Source organism: Nostoc sp. (genome assembly GCF_036917755.1).
GTDB lineage: Bacteria > Cyanobacteriota > Cyanobacteriia > Cyanobacteriales > Nostocaceae > Nostoc.
Genome location: NZ_JBALFC010000009.1, coordinates 152,861 through 175,609, shown reverse-complemented (window position 1 = coordinate 175,609; position 22,749 = coordinate 152,861). Strand labels below are relative to the sequence as shown.

The window sequence follows — 22,749 nt, the reverse complement described above, 5'->3', positions numbered from 1 at the left end:
TTACCCCAATCTCTCAACATCAGCACTTTCCCCTTCCGACTCAACAGGCTCAAACTTAACTTTGTTATACAGCAGAATTCAGAATTCAGGGGTCAGAATTCAGAAGTAAAACAGCTTTTACACCAGGGTTTGAGACTTTGCTTGTGTACCTCACCAACTTTAAATGCGCTGTATAAATCCTGTAGAGAAATTTCAAAGGGTACGGTTACAAGTGCGTAGACGTGGAGCGGCTTGTCGCCAGACATCGCTTTTCATCAGTCTTCGGGTTAAGTAGCACCATAGTGATTTTATCTAAGTTGGTGGGGAAAGGGGGAAGGGGCGATCGCTTTTTGAAAATAGCAAAATATTATAAGTTGTACAGATTTTTAAACCATATTAAAAATGTCTGCGCCTTTGGATGTTGAGGATGCAGAATTTCATATTTTATAGCTTGATGCAGTTGTCTTCCTGGCTCTTCTTGCCATGCTAGCCAAGTGTAAATTTTCGCTTTATCAAGATAAGAATCTTTGAATGATGCTCCTTGATTTTTTGCTTCTTGTGCTACTTCCTGAGCATATTGCCAAATAGTTTCGCCTTCATCTCTAATCATGTAAGCTAAAAACGTCTCTAACATACCTCTCATTTGGTTATCTGGCATAATCCAGATACCAAACTTAATCCCATTTTTTGTAACGTGGATAAGTCCTGTCTCTGATATTTCTTCAGCAATGTCAGGTATACTTGGCAAACAAGCATTTCTTATACTTATCCAACGTGCAGGTAAATCTTCATCTGCATCTATTATCACGCCTAAATGGGTAAGTCCTGATGCTTGTAATTCAGTAGATATAAGGTTTTCATCAATGTTTTCATAACCTCCACAATCTTGTATTGATACAATTGCTTCCCTTTTGTTATCACCCCAACGAATTCCGTTTTTTTCTATTAATTCTGGTATTACTCGTAAATCTTCCGATCCTTCTACTAACAGCTTCTTGGGTTCATAACCTTTTACCATTACTAACGTACCTCAATTTCTCTTTCAGCAGCAATGACAATTTGAGGTTCAGTGAAGACTACACTTGTTTCTTTACCTCTTTCAATTCTGTGAATTCTAATACCATCTTCAGTAGCATCTTCCTGCTGTGCAATACTGGCTAAACTTGTCCAACAATCACTATTGTGAGTAGTTGCGAAAACTTGCACATTTAATCTTTTGGCTGTTTCCCAAATCAGTTTCCACATATCAGACATTGCCGTAAAATGTAGTCCAGTATCAATCTCATCAACAAATAAGTATCCATCTTTAGCACACACTGTAGCTAGTGCTAGTCCTAAGATACGCCAAATACCATCGCCCATACTGCCAATTGGTACACGCTGATTACTATCAGAAAGAAGTACAAAAAAACCGCCCCGCGAATCTAAGGAATACCTGGACTTTCGAGAACTAACGGGAGCAATCCGTTGAATTTTAGAGTCTATTCTATGAAGTGCTTGCTCTACAAGTGTTTCTTCAGGTGTTAGTACTATTTGATCAAATAGTTCAATCATCTTCTCGGTTCCTAGAGAAGATGATGTGACAAATTGTATTTTTGGTGATGAATTCTTAGTATCTCTACGCAATTGGCGAGTATAATCCTCTATAGAAAGTCCACCATTAGCTGATAGCGGTAGTTTCCAAGGTTTTTCTTCTCGCCCATAATTCCACTTAATACTGAAATCTAGTTCCCTTAATGCATCTGGGACTTCATCATCTAGAAACTCAGGCAATAAGCTAAGTTGCTCTTTTGAATGAATTTTGCGTTCTTCTATTGATACAACAAGCTCCTCTTGAATATTGCCATTAATACCTGTTATTGAAAATTTGCTCCCAAATTCAATTTCGTGACCATAAAAAAGGTGACGAACATCAAGCTCTTGAGCTAACCTTAACCTACGTTCACTACGCTCATCATCAAAAAAATATTCACTCCGGTTAGTCATTGTCTGACGTAGTGGATCAAGATTATTTCGTGAGCATAAAAGTTGAATAGCTTCCAGTATTGATGTTTTACCACTATTGTTTTTACCTACCAGTAGGTTAACTCTACCAAGCTGCTGAAGCTCGAAAGATTGGAAACTACGGAAATTTTCTATTTTTATCGTCTTCAACATAATTTTGCTAGCCGGAGACAACAAAGAGTTAATGACTAAATATTAGTATAAGCAGTCCTAACACTTCTCACTTTACCAAAAACAGGCGATCGCACTTACCCCAATTCCTCAACATCAGCACTTTCCCCTTCCAACTCAATCGAATCAAACTTAACTTTGTTGTATAAATTCTGTAGGGAAATCTCAAATTGTACAGTTACAAGTGCGATCGCATCATCTTCTTCATCATATTCACGAAGCGCCCATTGCTTTTTCCCAGTTTTGGAAAATTGATCTATATGAATCCGAGTTTGGTCAATTAATAAATATTCTTGGAAGGTAGAAATAGTTCGGTAAGCCTGAAATTTATCTTCGCGATCGTAGTTTTTAGTAGATTTAGACAAAACCTCAACAATAACTTGGGGATTTGTAATAATATCTGTACGGTTTTGGAAAATTCTGGTTCACCGACTATTACTGTCACATCTGGATACGTGTAGATACGCTTTTGGTGTATCCATAGACGCATATCGCTATTAAACACTTCGTATTCTTGTTGTCTGAATGCGATGTTTAATACAGCATAGAAATTACCACCTATAAGATTGTGATTTGCGGTTCCACCCGCCATAGAAATTATTTGCCCGTCAATGTATTCACTTTTGTAGTCAGCAGCTTCTTCTAGCTCTAAATATTCCTCTGGGGTATAGTATCGCTGTTGTGTTATTTGCATAGTTTTATCGGGTAGCAATGTTTAACGATACGGAGCGTCTAGGCACTAAAGAGACTTTACCCATGTTTACCGAACAGGTTAACATGGTTTGATAGAGCTGCTATGTGCTTTCTACAAAGTGTGCTGCATCTACGCCCGCCGTAGGCATCGCTATCTAAATTCACAAAATAGCTCACATCTTATTGATAACCGGCTGCTTGTAACAAAAACAACTTGGCATAACGTCCTCCTAGCTGTAACAATTCTTCGTGAGTTCCCTGTTCTATAACTTCCCCGTCTTCTATAACTACGATTTTGTCAGCCATTCGTACCGTCGAGAAGCGATGGGAAATCAAAAGTACCGTCTGATTTTGAGTAGTAGCGCGAAAATGATTGAAAATCTCAAACTCAGCTTGGGCATCTATTGCTGATGTTGGTTCATCCAATACTAAGATATCTGCTTGCGATCGCATAAAAGCACGAGATAAAGCAATTTTCTGCCACTGTCCCCCCGAAAGTTCCTGTCCTCCCTTAAACCAACGACCAAGCTGAGTCTGAAAACTTTCGGGTAATTGGTCAATAAAAGATTGCGCCATACCTTTTTGGGCAGCAGTTTGCCAACGGGTTTTGTTTTCGAGATATTCGACATCGCCCACGCCAATATTCTCACCTACAGTAAACTGGTAGCGAACAAAGTTCTGAAAAATCACACCAATGCGACGCCGCAACACATCCACATCCCACTCCTGTAAGTCCAAGCCATCTAAGAAAATTCGCCCAGAGTCCGGGGTATAGAGTCGGGTAAGTAGTTTGATTAAGGTAGTCTTACCAGAACCGTTTTCACCCACAATTGCCAGTTTCTCTCTGGGTTTCAAATGTAGCGAAATGTTTCTCAACGCTGGCTTAGAACTTCCTGGATAAGTAAATGAGACATTCTCGAAACGGATACCATCTTGGGAATTTAAACCAATGGTTGCCTTACCCCAAGATTTTGGTACTTCCTCTTCCAGGAAATCGTAGAGATTTGATAGATATAGGTTGTCTTCATACATCCCTCCAATAGAAGTCAGGGCATTGGAAAAAGTAGATTGTCCTTGGCGAAACACTGTGATATACAGCGTCATATCTCCCAAGGAAATCTTACCTAGCACTGTTTCCAGCACAATCCAAGCGTAAGCTACGTAAAAAGCACCAGTACTGACTAAACTTAGGAGATACCCCCACAATCCTCGCCGCAGAGTCAAATCGCGGTCTTCGCCATAGAGTTGATCGAACAGGTCGTGGTAACGTCCTAGCAACATCTCTCCCAGCTGGTAGAGTTTGACTTCTGTGACAAAATCTTCTCTTGCTAGCAGATTTTCTAAGTAGTGCTGTTGACGAGTTTCGGGCGCACGCCAACTAAACAAGCGAAAGGCTTCTCCAGCAAACTTAGTTTCCGCAATAAATACGGGCATAGCTGCCACAATCAGCATTACCACCGCCCAAACTGAGAAATTTATTAGCAAAATACCGTAGGTGACAAGGGAAAGAGCATTTTGCACTAACCCAAAGGTGCGGTTTACTAAGGAAAGAGGACGAACCGATGCTTCTCGTCGTGCATTAGTCAATTTGTCATAGAATTCTGAGTCTTCAAACTGCCTGAGATCCAGTGTCAGCGCCTTTTCTAAGATGAGTACATTCACTCGTTGACCCATTAGCGCCCGCAATAGCGATTGACAAATAATCAGTCCCCGTTGACTGCCTGCTAGTAAAATTACAGCGATCGCTTCTAATCCTACATACCACAGAGAGGGATAAATATTCACAAAACCATTGCTCTCTGAATTAACTTTAGAGGCAAATACCACCGCATCAACAATTAACTTACCGATGTAAGATATCGCCGCCGGTAAAAGACCACCAACTATTGTTAAACTAGCCAGAAGAATAGTAAGCGATCGGCTAGTAGTCCATACTAAGTTTACAGCCCGTCCACTGTAGCGGAAAACCGTCAGTGGTTGGCGTAGGATATTTCTTTTTTTTTAATTTTCATCTTTTTTGCTGCGAGATACCCCAGCTTGGGCGGATCTACCTAACTCTATATTAATCTTTATAAATTTTACATTTTTATCAGAATGTTGGCTGAAAACCCCGAAGTTGAAACCTAAAAACTAGTATAGTTAGGTTGCCTTAGCCTCCGGTCGGGGTGGTAGCTGAAGGTTATCTGCTGGGAAGAAGTTGGGCAACATTGGAAACCTTTACACAAACAGCCCTCTTGCTTTATGAGTACAGGGATTTATGGCAACAAAGGCTTGATTTTCTTGCTTAGGAGTCGAGAAAGCTGCTTTTGATAGTGTTGGATGAGAAAAAAAATTCGATCCGTGCTATGGTTACTGTCGAGGTGGTATAAGAGTACGTATTTACTATTTAAAGGCATGGCTCAAGCAGGCTCCAAGCAATTAGGGTTATTTCAGAAGCAAAAAATAACTAGGCAATCAGAAATCAGTAGTGAGCCTTATTGCACTCAGACCTATGGGGCAGCATACTTAGGAGATAGCCTTGAGCTTATAAAAAATCTCAAAGATTCTAGTGTTAATCTAATTTTGACATCACCCCCATTTGCCCTTACCCGCAAAAAGGAATATGGAAATGAGAGTGCGGAAACTTACGTCGATTGGTTTCTTCCATTTGCATATGAATTTAAGAGAGTACTTGCTGAAGATGGATCATTTGTAATTGATCTGGGAGGTGCTTATCTTCCTGGTAATCCAGTTCGTAGTATCTATCAATATGAATTGCTAGTTAGGCTCTGTAAGGAAGTCGGTTTTTTCTTGGCTCAAGAGTTTTATCACTACAATCCTGCTAGACTCCCCACACCTGCGGAATGGGTTACTGTTAGGCGTATTCGAGTAAAAGATTCTGTTAATACTGTTTGGTGGCTATCAAAAATCGAACATCCAAAAGCTGACAACAGAAAGGTTTTAAAGCCTTACAGTGAAAGCATGAAACAGCTTTTGAAGAATGGCTATAAGGCTAAATTACGCCCTAGCGGTCACGATATTTCTACTAAGTTTCAAAAAGATAACTCAGGAGCAATTCCACCTAATCTTATTGAAGCAGCAAACACGGAATCGAATAGCTCGTATCTACGGAAATGCAAAGAATCAGGAATGAAACCTCATCCAGCACGTTTCCCTGCATCTTTTGCCGATTTCTTCATTAATTTCTTGACTGATAAAAATGATCTTGTACTAGATCCCTTTGCAGGTTCAAACACAACAGGATTTGTTGCAGAAAATTTACAAAGGCGATGGATGGCTTTTGAATTGAACGAGGAATACTTGATCGGAAGCCAATATCGTTTTGACGAGTGATTTGGCTGGGGGTGAATTGTGCGTAAACTTACCAAGGATGATCTTCTCAGTATTGTCACACGCTCTGTTTCGGAGTGTGGTTGGAATGTTCTTTATTTAGAAAGCCGGGTTACTCACCCTTTGAGGCTACAAATTTACAGGAATGATGAAAGCTATCGACTTCGTATCTATATTTGGAATTTGACTCATGGAGGGGGATCGGCAAGACCTAGAAGCGAATACCGTATCCAAATTACAGGCTTGCCTACTAGCTCTTTTGAGCCTGAAATTGGGGGGAAAACTCTAATTCTTGGTTGGTGGGATGAAGTTGGAGTTTTTGCAGGTTTTGATTACAACAAGCATTCTGGAATACTAGGATCTTCACCCTCAATCCAGATCCGTGAACAATACCTTCGCAATGCCCACATTAATGGTTTTTCTGCTTGTGACAAAGGAAATGAAGAAATAGCAATTGCATTTAAGCCTAGCTTCTTTATTGAATATGTCAGAGATTTAGAATCTCTACACGGTTTTGGAGAATCTGAGCATGACCTCGGTGTTCTTGAAACTGTAGCTGAGAAACCTAACACAGTAAATGATGCAGAAATTGAATCAACTAGCTGGACTCGCCAAACAGTAATTCGGACTGTCAAGAAAAGATTAAGAGATTCCAGTTTCCAAGATCGGGTTTTAACTGCCTATAACTACCGATGCGCCATGTGCGGTGTGCAGCTTGATTTAGTACAGGCAGCCCATATTGTACCAGTAAGCCACGATGATGGAACTGATGAAACTTCTAACGGGATGGCGTTATGTGCATTGCATCATTACGCTTATGATCGTGGTCTTGTATTCGTGGATGAGGAATACTCAATTGAGCTAAATGAAAGGAAGATCAACAAACTCCGCGCAATATCACGCGATGAAGGGTTAGAAGAATTTACTGAAGCTCTAAGAGCTTTAATTCTTCTTCCTCCATCCACATCAGATCGCCCCCATAGGAATTATTTGTCTATTGCCAATTCCTTACGTCTTGCAGCCTGAGAGTACAAATCTAGAGTTCATGCAATTACTAGCAGTCGGCAACCTAACACTGCGCTGCAACGGACGGAACAAATATCTCGGTTATGTCCCAAAGGTTGTCTGCCGCCGTTGAGTTTCACCGTTATACGTCGTTATACATATAGCTCCAGAGGGTGCAATTGCACAGGTCAAAGTAGGGCGATGAGGAATTGGTTTTGGACTTGCTGACCGATCCAGAGTCACAATTTGAGGTTTTGGATGCGCCCGCAGAGGTTCAAACTTATATGCAGTGGGTAGAGTGGAAACTGAATCATCTAAAGTGAAGGGTGAATCAATCGCCGCTGCAAAGCTATAATTTGATTAATATTCAGATACTTTCAACGTATGAACTACCGAAATCACATCACGATCGAACCCAATAAACGTGGTGGTAAGCCTTGTGTCCGTGGCTTGCGAATTACGGTTTATGAAGTGCTTGAGTACCTGGCTTCCGAGATGACCGAAGCAGAAATTCTCGACGATTTTCCTGATCTAACGCGAGAAGATTTAAAAGCTTGTATTGCTTACGCTGCCGACCGTGAGCGTCGGTTTATGACCGCTCCATTATCCGCATGAAGTTACTCTTTGACGAAAACTTGTCGCCCAAGTTGCCAAACTGTTTGAGCGATCTTTTCCCAAATTCATTTCACGTTCGAGATGTGGGTATGAAGGCAACGATCGACCCAATCGTTTGGGATTATGCAAAGGACAATAATTTGATGATTGTCTCGAAAGATGCAGATATGCACGACCTAAGCTTAGTATTTGGGAATCCACCGAAAGTTATTTGGCTTCGCCTTGGCAACTGTTCGACATCACAGGTTGAGAATTTGCTGCGTCAGAATTTTGGCGCGATCAAATTATTTTATGAAGATGAGAACTTATCGCTGCTTGCTTTATCATAATGCGCCGATGATTTTGGATCTCTTCCAGGTTTTTTGAAATGGAGAAAACATAATGGTTATTTATCGCGGTCTAACAACGCCCATGCACACCGACCGTCGAGAAGCTATCTGTTGGAATTAAGATGATATCTGCGGCGGGTGATGGGCAACGTTATACGTCGTTATACATATAGCTCCAGAGGGTGCAATTGCACAGCTCAAAGTAGGGCGATCGCCTATCGCCGTAGGCGGGGTTGACAACAGGAAACCCAGCATCACTTTTCTCTAGCAGTACTAACCAGAAGCCAGATTGCACTTTAAGTTGCAACCGTGGATGCGATCGCGAGGCTAAAATGAGAGGGCGATCGCTTCCTTTCACCAGCCCTCAGACGAGGAGATTCTCAAATGCCATTAGCTGAACTCATGTCACAAATCCAGGAACTTCCAAAAATTGACAAGCTTCGGCTAATGCAGTTCCTTGCCACAGAACTGGTCAAGGAAGAAGATGCAAACTTCTTTGTTGCGAACCGGGAGTATCCAGTCTGGTCGCCGTACAATTGTTCTGAGGCTGCCAATGTCTTGATGAATCTTCTGGCGACAAAGCAGCAAGAGAAGAATGGTTGACACTCAAAAATTTCCCTACAAAATCATTGATAGCACCCTTGGCATGGTTGATCGAATGCCATACCTACCTTTGACGCTCAGTCTTGATGGTCAATCTCTGAACACTGAAGGTATATTGGATACAGGTCCAAGCGTTAATGTTTTGCCCTATGAGTTGGGTTTACAACTGGGCTTAATTTGGGAGGATGAAACTCTCTCAGTTCTATTGGCAGGGAACTTGGCTCGATTTGAAGCTCGTGCAGTCGTTGTTGATGCTCAAGTCAGTTCATTCCCCACCATTAATCTTGCATTTGCTTGGACACAAGCACCCAATGTGCCTTTAATCTTAGGGCAAGCTAATTTCTTCTTTGAGTTTGATGTTTGTTTCTTCCGTGCGCGTTCTGAATTTGAAGTTCGTCCCAAACAAGTTGGATAAAATGAAGACAGGAGCGTCAGTTGGCAGCGATCGCTTCTAATCCTACATACCACAGAGAGGGATAAATATTCACAAAACCATTGCTATCTGAATTAACTTCAGAGGCAAATACCACCGCATCAACAATTAACTTACCAATGTAAGATATCGCCGCCGGTAAAAGACCAGCAACTATTGTTAAACTAGCCATAAGAATAGTAAGCGATCGGCTAGTAGTCCATACTAAGCTTACAGCCCCTCCACTGTAGCGGAAAACCGTCAGTGATTGGCGTAGGATATTTCTTTTTTTTTAATTTTCATCTTTTTTTTTGGGGCGAGATACCCCAGCTTGGGCAGATATTCCTAACTCTTTTAATCTTTATAAATTTTACCAATAAAGAACTCAGGAGCCAGAAGTCAGAATGACGAGTATGCGACTGGGTACTAACTCCCATGCTTAGGTTAGGGACTTCGAGGAAATAAAATATACAGATAATTAAGATAATTATCATTTGAGAATTACTTACGGCACATATCATGCTATGATTATGTTCCTAACATTTTAGTTAGTGGGAGCATTGCTCCCTTGGTTTTTCTATCTGCCTCGCATTCTGTATCAAAAATTACTTTTAACATCTAAGGAAGTAAGAAAATGGCAGCAGAATTTAGCCTTGGTACACTCAGTGATAACGCAACCATTGTTAATAACTTTGTTGGCGACAGCGACCCGCAAGACACCTTTAGTTTCAACCTAGATAGTAACGGTAACATCAACGTGGCTCTCACGGGCTTGAGCGCTGATGTTGATGTCAAAGTTTTCCAGGACTTGAACGGTAATGGAATTGTTGATGCTGGTGACACGCAGGTTGGTAGTTCATCTGGTGATGGCACCTCGGATGATTCAATTAACATTGCAAAGCAGGCAGCAGGAGCTTACATAGCTCAAGTTAATCGGTATTCTACTAACAATAGTAATTATGATTTGAGCCTATCAACCACTGCCTTTGGATCAGCCAGTAACCTCCTGCCCAGCGATGTCCTAATTGGTCCTCTAACGAGTTCCAGAAGCTTTAAAGACTCCTTGAGCAACAATGATACCTCTGATATCTATAATTTCGTTGTGAACACGGCTGGCAGTTTCACGTTTACCCTCCATCCGATCAAGTCTGAGGATCCTGATCTCCGACTTATTCAGGATATTAATAGCAATTTTGTGGTTGATCCTGGCGAGGTCATTACCACTTCAGATCTTGGTTCCGGCTCAAATGATGTAATTACCAAATTTTTGAATCCTGGTGATAACTACTTTGTCCAGGTCTATCAATCTTCCGGCGACCCGATCAACTACAGCCTGACTGCGGCTCCTGTATAGCTAACTGTGAGATGATGTTTGAAAAGTATTGACTAACTCCCCAGTTATGCAAACTATTCGACTGTTCGCATAGAAAAGTCAGGATAGCTTTTACAGCAGAATTCAGAATTAAGGAGTTAGAATTCAGAAGTAAAACAGCCTTTATACCTGGGTTTGAGACTTAGCTTGTGTACTTCACTTTCCTTGAAATCTGCTGTATGTCAGCATTGCAATGTATTAAGTTCTACTGAATGCCGTTCAAGGACTTTTCTTTTTTGGTTTTTGCCATTGTTGCGATACTCAATGGTTCCACTTATTTATTTTATTTTCTGGAAGTCCTTAACGGATATTCTGAATTCTGAATTCTGACTCCTGTTTAGATTTTTATCCCCACAATCTCCTACCTGCTTTCCCATTTAATCTTTCGTGAGTATCTTGCAATAAAGCTGGAATATCTAACTTTTCTGGACACCGAGGCAAACAGTCACCGCATTCTGTACAACGGTTGCCTTTCATTCCAGGGAACCAGTGACCAGCATTTTCAAACATTCCATAACGATATTGTCCATAGTCTTTCATGTCGTATGCAACTGCGAGATTACGTAACCGCAATACCTCTGGAATATTGATATTTTCTGGACAGGGCAAACAAGCATAACACTGGCTACACTTATCAGTTCCCAAAGCAACTTTTTGGTGATTTTCTAATTGCTGGAAAGCAGAAATTTCTGGTGATGTTAACTCTCCATCATGGTTAGCGACTAGCAAAGGTTCCCTTAATTCATCTGGGTTTGCTGGCCCTATACTCAAAGTAGTAATACGGTTGTCAGCAAGTAAAAATCGATAACTTAATTCTAAGGGTGAATACGGCTGACATAGGTCTTTTAGGATTTGGGGTGGCGTGTAGAGGCGTCCTCCCTTATCAGCAGGGGAAATTATGAAAACGCCCATATCTTTCTCAGCTGCTAGCTGAATCGCTGGTGCGTTTCTTTGGAAAAAATAGTAATAATGCAGATTGACAAATTCAAAAAAATCTGTATTTATTGCAGCCTGAATTACCTCTAATGATCCGTGGGTAGAAAAACCAACGTGTCGCACTCGACCATCAGCAACAGCTTCCTCCACAGCTTGCATACAGCTATTTTTGGCTTGTACCCACTCCAAATGTTCCCAAGTGTTCAACCCATGAATACCTAAGCAATCTAAATAATCTAGCTGTAATCGTTCTAGGGATTCGTCGATGCACCGACGCATGGTGTCAGCATCTACTGTGGCTGAGATTTTGGTAGTGACGTGAAGCCTCGTTCGGGGTACTGACAACCCAGCTTTTAGCGCCTTACCAAGATACTCCTCACTTTTGCCATAACCTCTGGCGGTTTCTAGATGATTAATTCCTAGCGCTAAGGCTTGTTCGATGGTCTGGTGAGCATTTTCAAAAGAAGCCAAGTAGCGCATTGTTCCCAGAGAAAAAACCGAGAGGCGCAGATTCGTTTTCCCAAAGCGTCGGTATTGCATCTTTAACAAAGAGTTAGGAATCATTCAATTTTAGATTTTAGATTTTAGATTTTAGATTTTTCCTTCAATCTAAAATCCAAAATTCAAAATCTAAAATTGCCTAGCTATCACCATTATCAAAGCGCTTAATCAAATCTTCAGGACGGAGATTGGAAATAAATTCACGGAAGGCTTGCTGTTCGGCTTCATCTGCATCGCGATCAACAGGGATAGAAGCATCGGCAATCACTTCTTCCATGACCCAGATGGGGGTATTTGTACGGAGGGCAATGGCGATCGCATCGCTAGGACGTGCGTCAATTTCTTTTTTGACTTCGCCTTGCTGGACAATTAAAGCTGCATAAAATGTATCCTTTTGTAGGGAATGAATAATCACCTTTTCTAGAGTCATGTTCCAAGTCTCCAGAAGATTCACAATCAGGTCGTGGGTTAAGGGTCTAGGAGGCTTCTGATTCTCCAGTGCGCCCATAATTGCCCTAGCCTGTTCCTGACCGATGTAAATTGGCAAAGCCCGCCGATCTGAAGAATCTTTCAAAAGTACGATCGGGCTGCGGGTTATGGCATCTAATGCTATGCCAGCGACTTTCATTTCAATCATTGGCTAAGCCTCTACAATCCTTTGAGAGCCTTGGATGCTGTGTAATAAATAGCACCCTTTATTGGGCGGTTTGACGACAGGAATAAACATAAGCATTCGTTCTCTATAATTGCTTCTATTAAACTCCGAACTTGTGGTGAAAACCAGAGTAAGTCAAATTGGTCTTCTTAGACAATAACCTTCTTACCCAAGTATGCCTTGTGAAGGATGCTAATGTGTTAATATCCCTATACGAAAAAAAGTCAAAAAATATACTTAGATATTCGAGATTTCTGTGACAATTACCAATTGATTTCAGCCAAAATTAGGCAATAAATAGAGTTAGTTTGACAAAAAAGCCGTGTTTACAGGATTAATCCAGGCATTAGGAACGATGGAACCCTTAGGGGGCGATTCTTGGCAAATTACTTGTGTAAGCCAGTCGGGTGAAGTAATTATGCAGGATTTGGCTTATGGTGACAGTGTTGCTGTAGATGGTGTTTGCCTGACAGTGGAAAAAGTTTTAAAAGACGGGTTTATTGCCACTGCTTCACCGGAAACTCTACGCCGCACGACGTTGGGAGGTGAGCAAACCCAACAGAGATACGTCAATTTAGAAGCGTCGCTCAGGGTGGGCAGCAAAGTTGGCGGTCATTTTGTGATGGGTCATGTAGACGGCATCGGTCGATTGCTAGTGGCAGAACAAACGGCTAGTTCTTGGGAAATGTCCTTTATTGCATCCGAGGCGATCGCACGGTACATTGTCCCTAAAGGTAGTATAGCGGTCAATGGCATCAGCCTCACAGTCGCCGCATATGAGCCAGAACTCTCCCAATTCAAAGTGGCGGTAATTCCCCTCACCTACACCGAGACAAATCTTCGCTATTTAGTTCCTGGGAGTTTGGTGAATCTAGAAGGGGATATTCTTGGCAAATACGTAGAAAAATTCCTTTACTCTGGCAACCCACACACCACAGCCCCTGATGATACTAGTATAGATGGCATTACGCCCACATTCTTAGCAGAACATGGGTATCTCTAATTGGGGAATAGGGAGTAGGGAGTAGGGTATTGAGAATGGGGCATGGGGCATGGGGCATGGGGCATGGGGCATGGGGCATGGGGCATTGGTTTCTCCCTCATCTCCCTCATCCCCCTCATCCCCCTCATCCCCCTCCCCTTCTAGCCGCCTGGTTGTTGGCTTACCTGGGCGGTTTGCAAGCCGCGCACTAACTGGCTGAGGGCGGACTGTAATTCCACACCTGGGTCTGTCGCAACCCACCCATCTTGTGTTAGGTGACGGACTTCAAAGTGCAGGTGAGGGCCTGTGGAAGCCCCGGTGCTGCCAACTCGCCCGATGACAGTTCCAGGTTGTACCCACTGACCGGGTTGAACAAGGATTTCTGACATGTGACCGTAAAGAGTTTGTTCAGCAGATTTGTGATTTAGGATAACGGTTAAACCATAACCACCCATCCAGTTAGCAGTTTCCACTTGACCAGCAGCAGCTGCCAAAACTGGTGTTCCCGTAGGCGCACCCAAGTCTGTACCAGCATGGAAGCGTTGATTACCTGTGATTGGATGAATTCGCCAACCAAACAAGGAGGTAATGGGAGCAGGAATAGACAATGGATACATCAGTCCCGTACCACTATAGGCGACTCTCCCCGTGTAGGGGATTTGCGGCAATACTGATGCCAGTGAGAAGTCGTAAGCTACGGTGCTGGGGCGAGGTGCAATGTTGCCATCTGCCATTGGTGGAGGTAAAGTCCCACCGCTCGGCGTGATGGGAGTTGCACTCACTGTTGTGGGGCTGAACTCGCCGGGATTCGGGATAAACCGATTCGGGCGAAATCCGCTCTTAGTGTTACCGCTAGAATCACTTTGAGTAGGACGCCATCTGCTGGTGTTGCCAGTAGTTGCAATCTGCCGCACGGGTGGAACGTTTGCTAATTGTGCGTTTTGACTTCTTCTGAGCCAAGTGGGTGCTGGTTTACCATTAGAATCAGCGACATTCTTTTGGGGTACTTTGGCGCAAACGCCACCTAATACGCTTTGTCCTGACGGCAAAATGGCTCGGCAACCACTGGAACGGTCTGTGAGAATTACGGAATTTGGTGCTTGATAAGTAGCTGTAGCACCACTGTCATAACTATTAGGATCAATATAGGCGTTATTATAATCCTTGGTTTTCCCCGCCGTTGCACTGACAGTACTGTTCGAGTTATTTGATGGTTGAGCAACTTCTGGAAGTTTTTCAGGTAAAGAGCGGGCAGGGGTATTAGGTTTTTCCTGTCTCACCCTTGCAGGAGTAACCTGGGAGGCTTCTACTTTCGGCTTTGACTGCCTGATAATTACAACAGGTTCAGCAACTTCGATTTTGGGTGTAGACTGCCTAACTGGCTCTTTTGATTGAGCAACCTCTGGCTTACCTAATCTCTGTCTGAGTTTGGCTCGCCGTTGGGAAAATTCCGGTTGCGCTGACACTTCTTCTGGCGCAACAGCCTGTTTTTTTAAGCCGAGCGGAGTCGTACCACTTCGTGGAAGCAAGCTACGCGTAGCGTCTCGCAGAGAGGCTTTAACTGGATTTGTAACTGCTGTGGGCTGGGAACTTTCAACAGTGGGAACGATGTTATCTATTTGTGTTTCCGTTTGAGCAAACACGAAGCCGCCACTGAGGAGGCTAACGCTACTCAGCCAACAGAGGCTCTGTGCTGGTAGCGTCGAGGCAAAGCGTTTTTTCGTCAGACCTTGCCGCCATAAGTAATGCAAACCATCATGGGCAGAATTATTGCGCTGCGTCATTTGTTCTCTCAGTTGTGTGTAATTAGTCTAAAGAGATGATGCTAGTGGTTTGTCTTGCCCAAAGAGCTAAATTTTGAACAAACCTCAAATTTAAATGGAAGATTTATGGTACCCCAAACTGATTGTACCGGGTTCAATATAAATTTCCGGTGTAATTAGTTCCTTTGTATCATCTATTTCCAAATCAACTCGTAAATTTCCTTGAGATGTTACCCCAACTACAATACCTGAAAGATTATTGACGTACACCCGATCGCCCATGTTTGTAAGCAAGTCTAGATAGCGAGACAAGAGTATGTTTACTCCTTCTTGGCAAAGGCACTCCATACCGGATTCTATTCCCAATAAGACTATAGAGGTTAGCATTTCCAGACAAGAAATTGGTCTGAAATCTTGGGAAGCTTGCCACGATTCCAGATTGATTCCAGTTTCGGGTACTGAGTTTGTCCAGTTAATACCAATACCAATTACTGCTTGCGTAATTTGTCCTTTGTTTACTTTGGTTTCTGTCAAAATGCCGCCTAGTTTGCGACCATTTAAAACTAAATCATTGGGCCATTTTATCCCAACATCTATACCGCGCTGGCGCAATTGAGACGCAATTCCCCAAGCAGTAGCAAAAGTTAGCTGGTAGCTGTCAGTAGCCTCTATTTTGTGGTCGAAAGAAATCGCCACGGAAAGATATAATCCCCCAACAGGAGAAATCCACTGGCGTCCCCATTGTCCCCGCCCAGCAGATTGCTCAGTTGCGATTACTACTGTTCCTGAAATAGCTCCTTGGTTGAGTAAGTTCCAAAGAGTTTGGTTAGTTGAGGAGACGCTTTCAAAAAAGTGGAGGGAAAATGGTATATGTGTATACTTACGCCCTGCTTTCAGGGCTGCTTCCAAGTTTTGCAGATTAAATCCCACAGCAGTTAACCCAAATTCCGTTGTTCAAGTTAGCATTGATTGGCTGATGAGTGATGTTCCGTTTAGGTTTGGTTGAAGATGCACACTTGGTACTGGCGCAATTGGCAAGGACTGCCCTATCTAACTTGTAGTATTCTGGAAGGTTGGCATCACGGCTTCTTTACCCAGCAGTTTTGGCCGCGATCGCCACAAGTTATTACAGAATTATTGCAACCAGAGGCATCAGTCTATCGCTTAAAGCAGGTTCATGGCAATACTGTTCTCACCCCTCAAGAAATTGACAGCCTCTTAAGCACTCATGAAGAGGATTTAGCATCGGCGGATGGTTTAGTTAGCGAACAGCCTCTACAAGCACTCTGGGTAGCTAGTGCAGATTGTACACCTGTGCTGATTGGGGATATCAAAACTGGACAGGTGGCAGCATTACACGCAGGTTGGCGAGGGACTGCTAAAAAGATTGTGCCTTTAGCGATCGCTCGGTTACAATCTCAAGGCAGTAAACTCGATGATTTACGCATTGCAATGGGTCCGGCGATCGCTGGTGAGGTTTACCAAGTCTCTATCGATGTGGCGGCTGAAATCGGGGCTAGCATTATACCACATGAAGACGAACAAAAAATTATAATTGCATTACATGAACTACCAAATTCACCTTTGCTAGAAGATCCCAATGCTGGAAAGGTAAGGCTGGATGTCCGGCGAGTGAATATTTTACAACTGGAAAATATGGGAATTAGTGCAGAACAAATTGCGATCGCACCTTATTGTACTTTCCAAACTCCAGAGCATTTCTTTTCTTACCGCCGGGAGAAAGAGAAAAAAGTTCAATGGTCAGGGATTGTCAGTGGCAAAACAAATCACTAGCCTATATTCTCATCACCGGATAGTTAGGATGCTCAGGATTCCGAATAAGTCGAGATACAGGATAAAGTTTTGCCTTTTATTTAATCCACGTTCTTTTGGAAAATTCTTTAATCTCCTTCTAGAGTATCCTGTGTTTCCCAAATGTTTACTTATGATTCTTGATGTTCTAATTTGACACCTGATTCAATGATTCAAATTTCATAACCTGTTTTTGACGCAGAGAACTAATTGCTAAGACTAAAATGCTTACGGTGATTGCTAAAATGGCATAACTCGGTAGGGCGAAGATAGTTACTTTCATGATGTATGGCAATTCCCCCGCTTTCACATTCCAGTGATTTGCTAGAGAGTGGATGAGCCAGCCATGAATAACTGCTGTTTGCACTGCAAGAGAGCAAACTCCTGCTAACCAAACAGCCATTCTTTTCATAGAGAATGTACAATGCCTAATCTGATACAGCAAATCATTTAGCAAAAAAACAACAGCAGGTATTAACATCACAGAACTAGTTTCTTGTGAATAGTTGATGGCAATACTCAAGCAAGAAACTAGCACCATTTCTGCTAAGTAGATTTTTTTTGACCAGCCTGTGAGAGATTGTTGTAGATACCCATACCAACCCACCAAACCAACAAGTATCAGAACAATTATGTCTGATAAAAGCTTGGCAAAAAATGGGTTATTGGGGAGTAATCTTGGACCGACTACCATCAAATCGAGGCGACTAATCGAAATATAGGGGCTAACTGATGGATCATTTAGCCAGAGTGAAAATCCCCGAGATGCATCTGACAGGAATTGTGTCAAAGAATTGCCCGTCAAAGCTAGACCTAAAAATGCTAGAGAAGTGACTGTAACAATAGATATAAAAACTAGAGAAAATCGTCTTTTAAGTAGAAAATACAGAACGAATAATGCAGCTAATGTTGGTTTACAAAGGGCAAGCCCCAAGCAAACTCCTGCTAGAATATCCTGATGTTTTCTAGCGAAGATAAACATCCATAAGAGCAGAACTGCAACGAAAATGGCAACATTACCAACTTGAAGATCGCGAACTAAGCCATAAATTAAGGCAACGGAGATGGTGCAAATAGTTCTGAAAGCTGGCGACTTCGACTTTAGCAGGATATTCGCTCCCCATAAGGCCAAACCAATTGCTAATATGTGCATTACAACCCAGATTGTAAATGCAGTATTGATCGAAAAATAACCGAGAAACCAGATGAGAGGAATAATATTAGGTGGATAGACAAACGGTGGAATAAAGCCACATATCTTAGTTAGGGTACAGAAACTTTGATTAAATATCTCGACATTAAAGGGACTCAAATGCTGATGAGCCAATTTACTCGCCACATAATACCACTTAAAATCCCATAAGGGTGGATTTGGTTGATTTAGGAAATAAACTAGCCAACCTGTATAACAGAGGAATCTTGTAACGACTAAGACAACACCTGCTTGGACGAGAAAGTTAACAATTGGTTGACGAAAAAATTGTATCAACTGTTGGATTACAGAAGATTTTAAGAATAAAGAATTTTTCCAGGCGGCTTTTTCATCATCTAATCGCCAATTATTTTTGAGAACTAAAGCAACTAAAATTACTATAAGTAGGTTCCAAAAGCCAAAGCTGATCATCGTAATTATCTCAAGAATTATTTCTGGATATGGTAAATAATATCGCGGAAGTCAGTCGTTATAAACGATACTTAAGTATTTTTATAATCAATTTAAAAAATTTTGACAATTAGTCTCTTACCGCCAAAAGATTACCTGTAGCGGTTCTTGCTTGCGTGCAATACGCCCAGTTATTGGGGTTTTGGTCTTAATTATTACAAAAAGCTTGACTCAATAACTCGCAGTGCAGTAAAGCACCATCCACCAAAGATTGGATTTTCTCTGATGATAACGGCTCACCATTGGCGTAATGCTCCATCCAAGTCAGACTAATCAAATTGGGGTCATCTGGTAAACTCGCCAAATCCCACCCAGGCATTTCCAAATCTTCCATGAGCCGATTTATTTTCGGGTCATAGCTGAGAGCAAAGCAGCGACAACCAACAGATGCAGCCATAATCAAGCTGTGCAGACGCATCCCAATTGCCATCTCGACGCCGCGAAACACACCTTTTAAAAGTTGCGGATTTTCTAGACATAAAATCTTGCTGACATCTTTAAGGTGTGGTCGAATAGCTTCGGCAATACTTAAATCTTCACTTTTTTGAAACGGCAGTAGTAAAATAAATGCTTGTGTGGCTTTTTGAAAGTCAACCAAAGCACGAGTTAAGTTTGCTAGGCGTGTTTCTGTAAGTTGGGGATGCGATCGCAACGTTACCGCAACTCTCGGCGCAGGTAAATCCCAAAGTCCTGGTACTGGTTTCGATTCCAACGCCCAAACCGGGTCAGGAGCTATGATACAAGGAATTTGCCAATCAGATAATAAAGCAGCACTGGCGCGATCGCGGACACTAACTTTGGTACAATTACCAAAAGTTTGCCGTGCCAGCCAGCGAGTTTGCGGACGCAATAAGGGGCCAATACCCTGTGCCCAAGCAATGGTTTTCAAATCCAGTTTTTGCGCCAATGCCATCACTACCCCATAATAAAATGGGCTGATAGTACTGGTAACATCTTGAATGAGACTGCCGCCGCCCCAAATCAAGGCATCGCAAGAGCGTAAAGCTTCAAATATATGTAAGGGAGCCATGCGATCGTAGGTTTCTACATTGTAGCGATCGCGCGTTTCCTGTGGATTGCTAGAAAGCACCACAGGCGTTACGTGAGATGGTAACATTTGCAAAAGCGTTGCCAACAAAGCTTCGTCACCACCATTACCTTTACCGTAATACCCAGATAATAATGCCCGCATCTTGACCATTTTAGATTTTGGATTTTGGATTTCGACTTCTCTCCGAGACGCTACGCGAACGCTCAGTCGAACGATTTTAGATTAATAGCTATTGTTAAATCAATCTCTGTTCCCAATACAGAAGGTAAACTTATTGCCAAGTTTTACTTTGAATAAGTAAATTGGCGCTAATATTTGAAGCTATGTTAAGAAAGTTAAGCCTCTGAAAGTGAACGTTGAACCTCTGAAAATGAAAGTTGAGCCTCTGAAGGTGAAAGTTGAGCCTCTGAAGGTAAAAGTTGAGCTTCTGAAGGTGAAAGTTGAGCCTCTGAAGGTAAAAGTTGAGCCTCTGAAGGTGAACGTTGAGCTTCTGAAGGTGAAAGTTGAGCTTCTGAAGGTGAACGTTGAGCCTCTGAAGGTGAACGTTGAGCCTCTGAAGGTGAACGTTGAGCCTCTGAAGGTAAACGTTGAGCCTCTGAAGGTGAAATCTTTAAAATTTTAAAATAACAAGTGAAGATTTTGTTTAAACAAATATAAAATTTAAGCTAGATATCACCTTGACACTGCTACTCCTAACTCCTAACTCCTAACTCACTGTAGGGGTTTAGCATTGCTAAACCCCTACTCCCCACTCCCCACTCCCCACTCCCCACTCCCCACTCTATGCACACGCTTTCGATTCCCACCTGGATTATTCATATTTCTAGCGTTATTGAGTGGATTGTCGCCATTTGGTTAATCTGGACTTACGGCGAACTCACTAATAACCGCAATTGGTGGGGATTATCCCTGGCCATGTTACCAGCTTTGGTCAGCGCCATGTGTGCCTGTACCTGGCATTATTTCGACAACGCCGAATCTCTGGAATGGCTGGTAACGCTTCAAGCTACCATGACCTTAGTTGGTAATTTTACGCTTTGGGCAGCAGCGTTTTTGATTTGGCGTTCTACCAAATCTCCTGACACTGTTGAACCAAAACCTATCAAATTAGAGCAATGATTTCTAAAGAAACCCTGTTTGCACTTTCACTGTTTCCCTATTTGGGTTTCTTGTGGTTTATTAGCCGCAGTCCGCAAATGCCGCGTTTAGCGCTATATGGATTTTACGGCACTCTCGTGTTTGTTGGCATCACCATCCCGGCGGGGATTTATGCTGTATTGCATTATGGCAAGTCTTTAGCAAATGTAGATTGGTTGCACGGCGGTGCAGAACTATTTTTGACCCTTTCTAATATTTTGCTTGTGCTGGGTTTTGGGCAAGCTGTCAGGCAATTAAAAATGAAAAATATTGAAGAAGAATTCAGAAGTCAGAATTCAGGAGTCAGAATCAAGAGCGTGGGAGATTCAGACCCATTGATTGAAGACCACTAAATCAAAGATTTAGTCGAGGTGCAAAAACGCCGTTTATTCATATGCTCTCTACGAGACCAAGGCGTAGCTTGCTTGGGCGGACTCGCTCTCCGTGGCTATCCGCCACTCGTACAGAATTGATGCTGAATTCTGACGACTGGCGCCTGAATTCTATTTTGGTAAATTCTGCTATAGCTAGCGTTTGATTGCATTGAGTTATGAGGAAAAGGTAAATGGATGTAATTCCAGCGATTGATTTACTAGAAGGTCACTGTGTACGACTGTATCAAGGAGACTACGATCGCTCACAAGTTTTTAGCGAAAATCCGGCTGATGTTGCCAAACAGTGGGTAGATCAAGGTGCTACGAGATTGCATATAGTTGATTTAGATGGTGCTAAAGCAGGTAATGTAGTAAATCTGGGGGCAATTGAAGCGATCGCTCATGCAGTGTCAGTGCCGATTGAAATTGGTGGAGGATTGCGCGATCGCACCAGCGTACAACAAGTATTTAATTTAGGCGTACAGTGGGCAATTCTCGGCACCATCGCCGTAGAACAACCCCAGCTAGTGCAAGAATTGTGTGCAGAATTTCCCGAACAGATTATTATCGGTATTGATGCCCGTGATGGACTCGTAGCAACTCGCGGTTGGTTAGAAACCTCGGAAGTTTTAGCAACTCAATTGGCTGTACAAATGCAAGAATTGGGTGCAGCCGCGATAATTTACACCGATATCCACCGTGATGGGACACTTACAGGCCCCAATTTGGAAGCTTTGCGAGAACTTGCGGCGGCAATTTCCATCCCGATAATTGCTTCCGGTGGGGTGAGTTCTGTTACCGATTTGTTAAGTTTGTTGGCGTTAGAACCTCAAGGCGTGACTGGTGTGATTGTCGGACGTGCTTTGTATACTGGGGATATTTTACTCAAAGAAGCATTACGAGCGATCGGGCCTGGGCGGATTCAGGATATTCCACCAAATCTAGGTTTTTCTACTTTTGCTTGAGATTAACAAAGTATGTTCAGTTTACAGCAGTTTTCATGTATTTGTACCACATCTGTCGTAGGGGCACAGCAGTGCTGTGCCCTTACCGCGTGGTGTATTTACCTGAAAATAGCTGTAATTCCCCTGCCTAAGAATGGCAGCAAGTTTTGATGCCTAATTTAAAATCCCCGTCACAAAACTTAATTACGAATTACGAATTACGAATTATTTTAAGGGACTTCCAAGAAATAAATCCAAAGAAACGAACCACAGAGACACAGAGAACACAGAGACAAGAGAAATAGAGAGGATTTTTGCGTCAATTTTGGGATATTTTTTATTTGGAAGTCCCTAATACAATACAGTTCAGTTAAGCATTTCTTCCTTCTCTTTCTTCTCTTCCTTTGCGTCCTTCTCT

General features: G+C 42.4%; 23 protein-coding genes and 2 pseudogenes. 13 read left to right on the top strand and 12 right to left on the bottom strand.

Going from position 1 to position 22,749, the window contains the following annotated elements; translation table 11 throughout:
• Nucleotides 1–346: 346 nt before the first annotated feature.
• From V7L05_RS03060 to V7L05_RS03045, 4 genes and pseudogenes are all read right to left on the bottom strand, one after another.
• Nucleotides 347–997 carry a DUF3226 domain-containing protein gene (locus V7L05_RS03060; RefSeq protein ID WP_335161682.1) on the bottom strand — a complete coding sequence of 217 codons (651 nt, stop codon included), beginning with the start codon at nucleotides 995–997 and terminating at the stop codon, nucleotides 347–349.
• Between the two features lie 2 nt (nucleotides 998–999).
• Nucleotides 1,000–2,136 carry an AAA family ATPase gene (locus V7L05_RS03055; RefSeq protein ID WP_335161680.1) on the bottom strand — a complete coding sequence of 379 codons (1,137 nt, stop codon included), beginning with the start codon at nucleotides 2,134–2,136 and terminating at the stop codon, nucleotides 1,000–1,002.
• A 95-nt stretch (nucleotides 2,137–2,231) separates the two neighbouring features.
• Nucleotides 2,232–2,848 (bottom strand): annotated as a pseudogene (locus V7L05_RS03050) (Uma2 family endonuclease).
• A 179-nt stretch (nucleotides 2,849–3,027) separates the two neighbouring features.
• Nucleotides 3,028–4,836, bottom strand: a complete 1,809-nt coding sequence (locus V7L05_RS03045) for an ABC transporter ATP-binding protein (RefSeq protein ID WP_335161842.1) — start codon at nucleotides 4,834–4,836, stop codon at nucleotides 3,028–3,030.
• Nucleotides 4,837–5,241: 405 nt separating this feature from the next.
• Between V7L05_RS03045 and V7L05_RS03040 the strand changes: the two genes are divergently transcribed.
• The 4 genes from V7L05_RS03040 to V7L05_RS03025 all read left to right on the top strand — a co-directional run bounded on the left by V7L05_RS03040 (nucleotide 5,242) and on the right by V7L05_RS03025 (nucleotide 8,126).
• On the top strand, nucleotides 5,242–6,180 hold the full coding sequence (locus V7L05_RS03040; protein ID WP_292760286.1) for a DNA-methyltransferase: 939 nt from the start codon (nucleotides 5,242–5,244) through the stop codon (nucleotides 6,178–6,180).
• Nucleotides 6,181–6,198: 18 nt separating this feature from the next.
• On the top strand, nucleotides 6,199–7,203 hold the full coding sequence (locus tag V7L05_RS03035; RefSeq protein WP_335161678.1) for an HNH endonuclease: 1,005 nt from the start codon (nucleotides 6,199–6,201) through the stop codon (nucleotides 7,201–7,203).
• A gap of 363 nt (nucleotides 7,204–7,566) precedes the next feature.
• Nucleotides 7,567–7,797, top strand: a complete 231-nt coding sequence (locus tag V7L05_RS03030; RefSeq protein WP_190742120.1) for a DUF433 domain-containing protein — start codon at nucleotides 7,567–7,569, stop codon at nucleotides 7,795–7,797.
• Nucleotides 7,794–8,126 carry a DUF5615 family PIN-like protein gene (locus V7L05_RS03025; RefSeq protein WP_335161675.1) on the top strand — a complete coding sequence of 111 codons (333 nt, stop codon included), beginning with the start codon at nucleotides 7,794–7,796 and terminating at the stop codon, nucleotides 8,124–8,126. The genes V7L05_RS03030 and V7L05_RS03025 overlap by 4 nt, the downstream gene beginning before the upstream one ends.
• A 151-nt stretch (nucleotides 8,127–8,277) precedes the next feature.
• Here the strand turns inward: V7L05_RS03025 and V7L05_RS03020 are convergent, their stop codons facing one another.
• On the bottom strand, nucleotides 8,278–8,484 hold the full coding sequence (locus V7L05_RS03020) for a hypothetical protein (RefSeq protein ID WP_335161673.1): 207 nt from the start codon (nucleotides 8,482–8,484) through the stop codon (nucleotides 8,278–8,280).
• Between the two features lie 26 nt (nucleotides 8,485–8,510).
• On the opposite strand from V7L05_RS03020, the gene V7L05_RS03015 reads away from it, so the two are divergent.
• Together V7L05_RS03015 and V7L05_RS03010 are read left to right on the top strand one after the other, a co-directional pair.
• On the top strand, nucleotides 8,511–8,729 hold the full coding sequence (locus V7L05_RS03015; RefSeq protein WP_094342777.1) for a hypothetical protein: 219 nt from the start codon (nucleotides 8,511–8,513) through the stop codon (nucleotides 8,727–8,729).
• Nucleotides 8,722–9,144 carry a hypothetical protein gene (locus V7L05_RS03010; RefSeq protein WP_335161671.1) on the top strand — a complete coding sequence of 141 codons (423 nt, stop codon included), beginning with the start codon at nucleotides 8,722–8,724 and terminating at the stop codon, nucleotides 9,142–9,144. Before V7L05_RS03015 ends, V7L05_RS03010 begins: the two co-directional genes overlap by 8 nt.
• A gap of 25 nt (nucleotides 9,145–9,169) precedes the next feature.
• Here V7L05_RS03010 and V7L05_RS03005 read toward each other — a convergent pair.
• Nucleotides 9,170–9,421: pseudogene (locus V7L05_RS03005) on the bottom strand (ABC transporter ATP-binding protein); the annotation flags it as partial.
• 354 nt (nucleotides 9,422–9,775) lie between these two features.
• On the opposite strand from V7L05_RS03005, the gene V7L05_RS03000 reads away from it, so the two are divergent.
• Entirely contained in the window at nucleotides 9,776–10,495 is a 720-nt protein-coding gene (locus V7L05_RS03000) for a PPC domain-containing protein (RefSeq protein WP_335161669.1), read from the top strand.
• A gap of 363 nt (nucleotides 10,496–10,858) precedes the next feature.
• On the opposite strand, the gene V7L05_RS02995 is transcribed toward V7L05_RS03000, so the two are convergent.
• Together V7L05_RS02995 and V7L05_RS02990 are read right to left on the bottom strand one after the other, a co-directional pair.
• A complete protein-coding gene (locus tag V7L05_RS02995) occupies nucleotides 10,859–11,989 on the bottom strand; it encodes an aldo/keto reductase (protein ID WP_335161840.1) in 1,131 nt (376 codons plus the stop codon).
• Nucleotides 11,990–12,089: 100 nt separating this feature from the next.
• On the bottom strand, nucleotides 12,090–12,587 hold the full coding sequence (locus V7L05_RS02990; RefSeq protein WP_335161667.1) for a bifunctional nuclease family protein: 498 nt from the start codon (nucleotides 12,585–12,587) through the stop codon (nucleotides 12,090–12,092).
• A 340-nt stretch (nucleotides 12,588–12,927) separates the two neighbouring features.
• On the opposite strand from V7L05_RS02990, the gene V7L05_RS02985 reads away from it, so the two are divergent.
• A complete protein-coding gene (locus V7L05_RS02985; RefSeq protein ID WP_335161665.1) occupies nucleotides 12,928–13,608 on the top strand; it encodes a riboflavin synthase in 681 nt (226 codons plus the stop codon).
• A 140-nt stretch (nucleotides 13,609–13,748) separates the two neighbouring features.
• On the opposite strand, the gene V7L05_RS02980 is transcribed toward V7L05_RS02985, so the two are convergent.
• Nucleotides 13,749–15,371 (bottom strand): M23 family metallopeptidase, encoded by a 1,623-nt coding sequence (locus V7L05_RS02980; protein WP_335161662.1) that lies wholly within the window; start codon nucleotides 15,369–15,371, stop codon nucleotides 13,749–13,751.
• 90 nt (nucleotides 15,372–15,461) lie between these two features.
• Nucleotides 15,462–16,280, bottom strand: coding sequence for a biotin--[acetyl-CoA-carboxylase] ligase (locus V7L05_RS02975; RefSeq protein WP_335161660.1), 819 nt, complete (start codon nucleotides 16,278–16,280; stop codon nucleotides 15,462–15,464).
• A 78-nt stretch (nucleotides 16,281–16,358) separates the two neighbouring features.
• On the opposite strand from V7L05_RS02975, the gene pgeF reads away from it, so the two are divergent.
• Complete coding sequence (pgeF, locus tag V7L05_RS02970; RefSeq protein WP_335161658.1) at nucleotides 16,359–17,144, top strand: peptidoglycan editing factor PgeF; 786 nt, start codon at nucleotides 16,359–16,361, stop codon at nucleotides 17,142–17,144.
• A 166-nt stretch (nucleotides 17,145–17,310) separates the two neighbouring features.
• Here the strand turns inward: pgeF and V7L05_RS02965 are convergent, their stop codons facing one another.
• Nucleotides 17,311–18,786 carry a glycosyltransferase family 87 protein gene (locus tag V7L05_RS02965; protein ID WP_335161656.1) on the bottom strand — a complete coding sequence of 492 codons (1,476 nt, stop codon included), beginning with the start codon at nucleotides 18,784–18,786 and terminating at the stop codon, nucleotides 17,311–17,313.
• Between the two features lie 187 nt (nucleotides 18,787–18,973).
• Nucleotides 18,974–20,017, bottom strand: coding sequence for a polysaccharide pyruvyl transferase CsaB (gene csaB / locus V7L05_RS02960; RefSeq protein WP_335161654.1), 1,044 nt, complete (start codon nucleotides 20,015–20,017; stop codon nucleotides 18,974–18,976).
• Between the two features lie 229 nt (nucleotides 20,018–20,246).
• Between csaB and V7L05_RS02955 the strand changes: the two genes are divergently transcribed.
• The 4 genes from V7L05_RS02955 to hisA all read left to right on the top strand — a co-directional run bounded on the left by V7L05_RS02955 (nucleotide 20,247) and on the right by hisA (nucleotide 22,352).
• Nucleotides 20,247–20,498 (top strand): hypothetical protein, encoded by a 252-nt coding sequence (locus tag V7L05_RS02955; protein WP_335161653.1) that lies wholly within the window; start codon nucleotides 20,247–20,249, stop codon nucleotides 20,496–20,498.
• A gap of 161 nt (nucleotides 20,499–20,659) precedes the next feature.
• Nucleotides 20,660–20,995: a DUF2499 domain-containing protein gene (locus tag V7L05_RS02950; RefSeq protein ID WP_335161651.1), complete on the top strand. Its 336-nt coding sequence runs from the start codon at nucleotides 20,660–20,662 to the stop codon at nucleotides 20,993–20,995.
• Nucleotides 20,992–21,366, top strand: coding sequence for a DUF3593 domain-containing protein (locus tag V7L05_RS02945; protein ID WP_335161649.1), 375 nt, complete (start codon nucleotides 20,992–20,994; stop codon nucleotides 21,364–21,366). Before V7L05_RS02950 ends, V7L05_RS02945 begins: the two co-directional genes overlap by 4 nt.
• A 212-nt stretch (nucleotides 21,367–21,578) precedes the next feature.
• Complete coding sequence (gene hisA, locus V7L05_RS02940) at nucleotides 21,579–22,352, top strand: 1-(5-phosphoribosyl)-5-[(5-phosphoribosylamino)methylideneamino]imidazole-4-carboxamide isomerase (protein ID WP_335161647.1); 774 nt, start codon at nucleotides 21,579–21,581, stop codon at nucleotides 22,350–22,352.
• Nucleotides 22,353–22,749: the final 397 nt, after the last annotated feature.

What these genes read in the sequence shown, in the direction of transcription:
- V7L05_RS03060 (WP_335161682.1), bottom strand. Translation starts at nt 997, where the DNA reads ATGGTAAAAGGTTATGAACCCAAGAAGCTGTTAGTAGAAGGATCGGAA.
- V7L05_RS03055 (WP_335161680.1), bottom strand. Translation starts at nt 2,136, where the DNA reads ATGTTGAAGACGATAAAAATAGAAAATTTCCGTAGTTTCCAATCTTTC.
- V7L05_RS03040 (WP_292760286.1), top strand. Translation starts at nt 5,242, where the DNA reads ATGGCTCAAGCAGGCTCCAAGCAATTAGGGTTATTTCAGAAGCAAAAA.
- V7L05_RS03030 (WP_190742120.1), top strand. Translation starts at nt 7,567, where the DNA reads ATGAACTACCGAAATCACATCACGATCGAACCCAATAAACGTGGTGGT.
- V7L05_RS03025 (WP_335161675.1), top strand. Translation starts at nt 7,794, where the DNA reads ATGAAGTTACTCTTTGACGAAAACTTGTCGCCCAAGTTGCCAAACTGT.
- V7L05_RS03015 (WP_094342777.1), top strand. Translation starts at nt 8,511, where the DNA reads ATGCCATTAGCTGAACTCATGTCACAAATCCAGGAACTTCCAAAAATT.
- V7L05_RS03010 (WP_335161671.1), top strand. Translation starts at nt 8,722, where the DNA reads ATGGTTGACACTCAAAAATTTCCCTACAAAATCATTGATAGCACCCTT.
- V7L05_RS03000 (WP_335161669.1), top strand. Translation starts at nt 9,776, where the DNA reads ATGGCAGCAGAATTTAGCCTTGGTACACTCAGTGATAACGCAACCATT.
- V7L05_RS02995 (WP_335161840.1), bottom strand. Translation starts at nt 11,989, where the DNA reads ATGCAATACCGACGCTTTGGGAAAACGAATCTGCGCCTCTCGGTTTTT.
- V7L05_RS02990 (WP_335161667.1), bottom strand. Translation starts at nt 12,587, where the DNA reads ATGATTGAAATGAAAGTCGCTGGCATAGCATTAGATGCCATAACCCGC.
- V7L05_RS02980 (WP_335161662.1), bottom strand. Translation starts at nt 15,371, where the DNA reads ATGACGCAGCGCAATAATTCTGCCCATGATGGTTTGCATTACTTATGG.
- pgeF (WP_335161658.1), top strand. Translation starts at nt 16,359, where the DNA reads ATGCACACTTGGTACTGGCGCAATTGGCAAGGACTGCCCTATCTAACT.
- V7L05_RS02965 (WP_335161656.1), bottom strand. Translation starts at nt 18,786, where the DNA reads ATGATCAGCTTTGGCTTTTGGAACCTACTTATAGTAATTTTAGTTGCT.
- csaB (WP_335161654.1), bottom strand. Translation starts at nt 20,017, where the DNA reads ATGCGGGCATTATTATCTGGGTATTACGGTAAAGGTAATGGTGGTGAC.
- V7L05_RS02955 (WP_335161653.1), top strand. Translation starts at nt 20,247, where the DNA reads ATGAAAGTTGAGCCTCTGAAGGTGAAAGTTGAGCCTCTGAAGGTAAAA.
- V7L05_RS02950 (WP_335161651.1), top strand. Translation starts at nt 20,660, where the DNA reads ATGCACACGCTTTCGATTCCCACCTGGATTATTCATATTTCTAGCGTT.
- V7L05_RS02945 (WP_335161649.1), top strand. Translation starts at nt 20,992, where the DNA reads ATGATTTCTAAAGAAACCCTGTTTGCACTTTCACTGTTTCCCTATTTG.
- hisA (WP_335161647.1), top strand. Translation starts at nt 21,579, where the DNA reads ATGGATGTAATTCCAGCGATTGATTTACTAGAAGGTCACTGTGTACGA.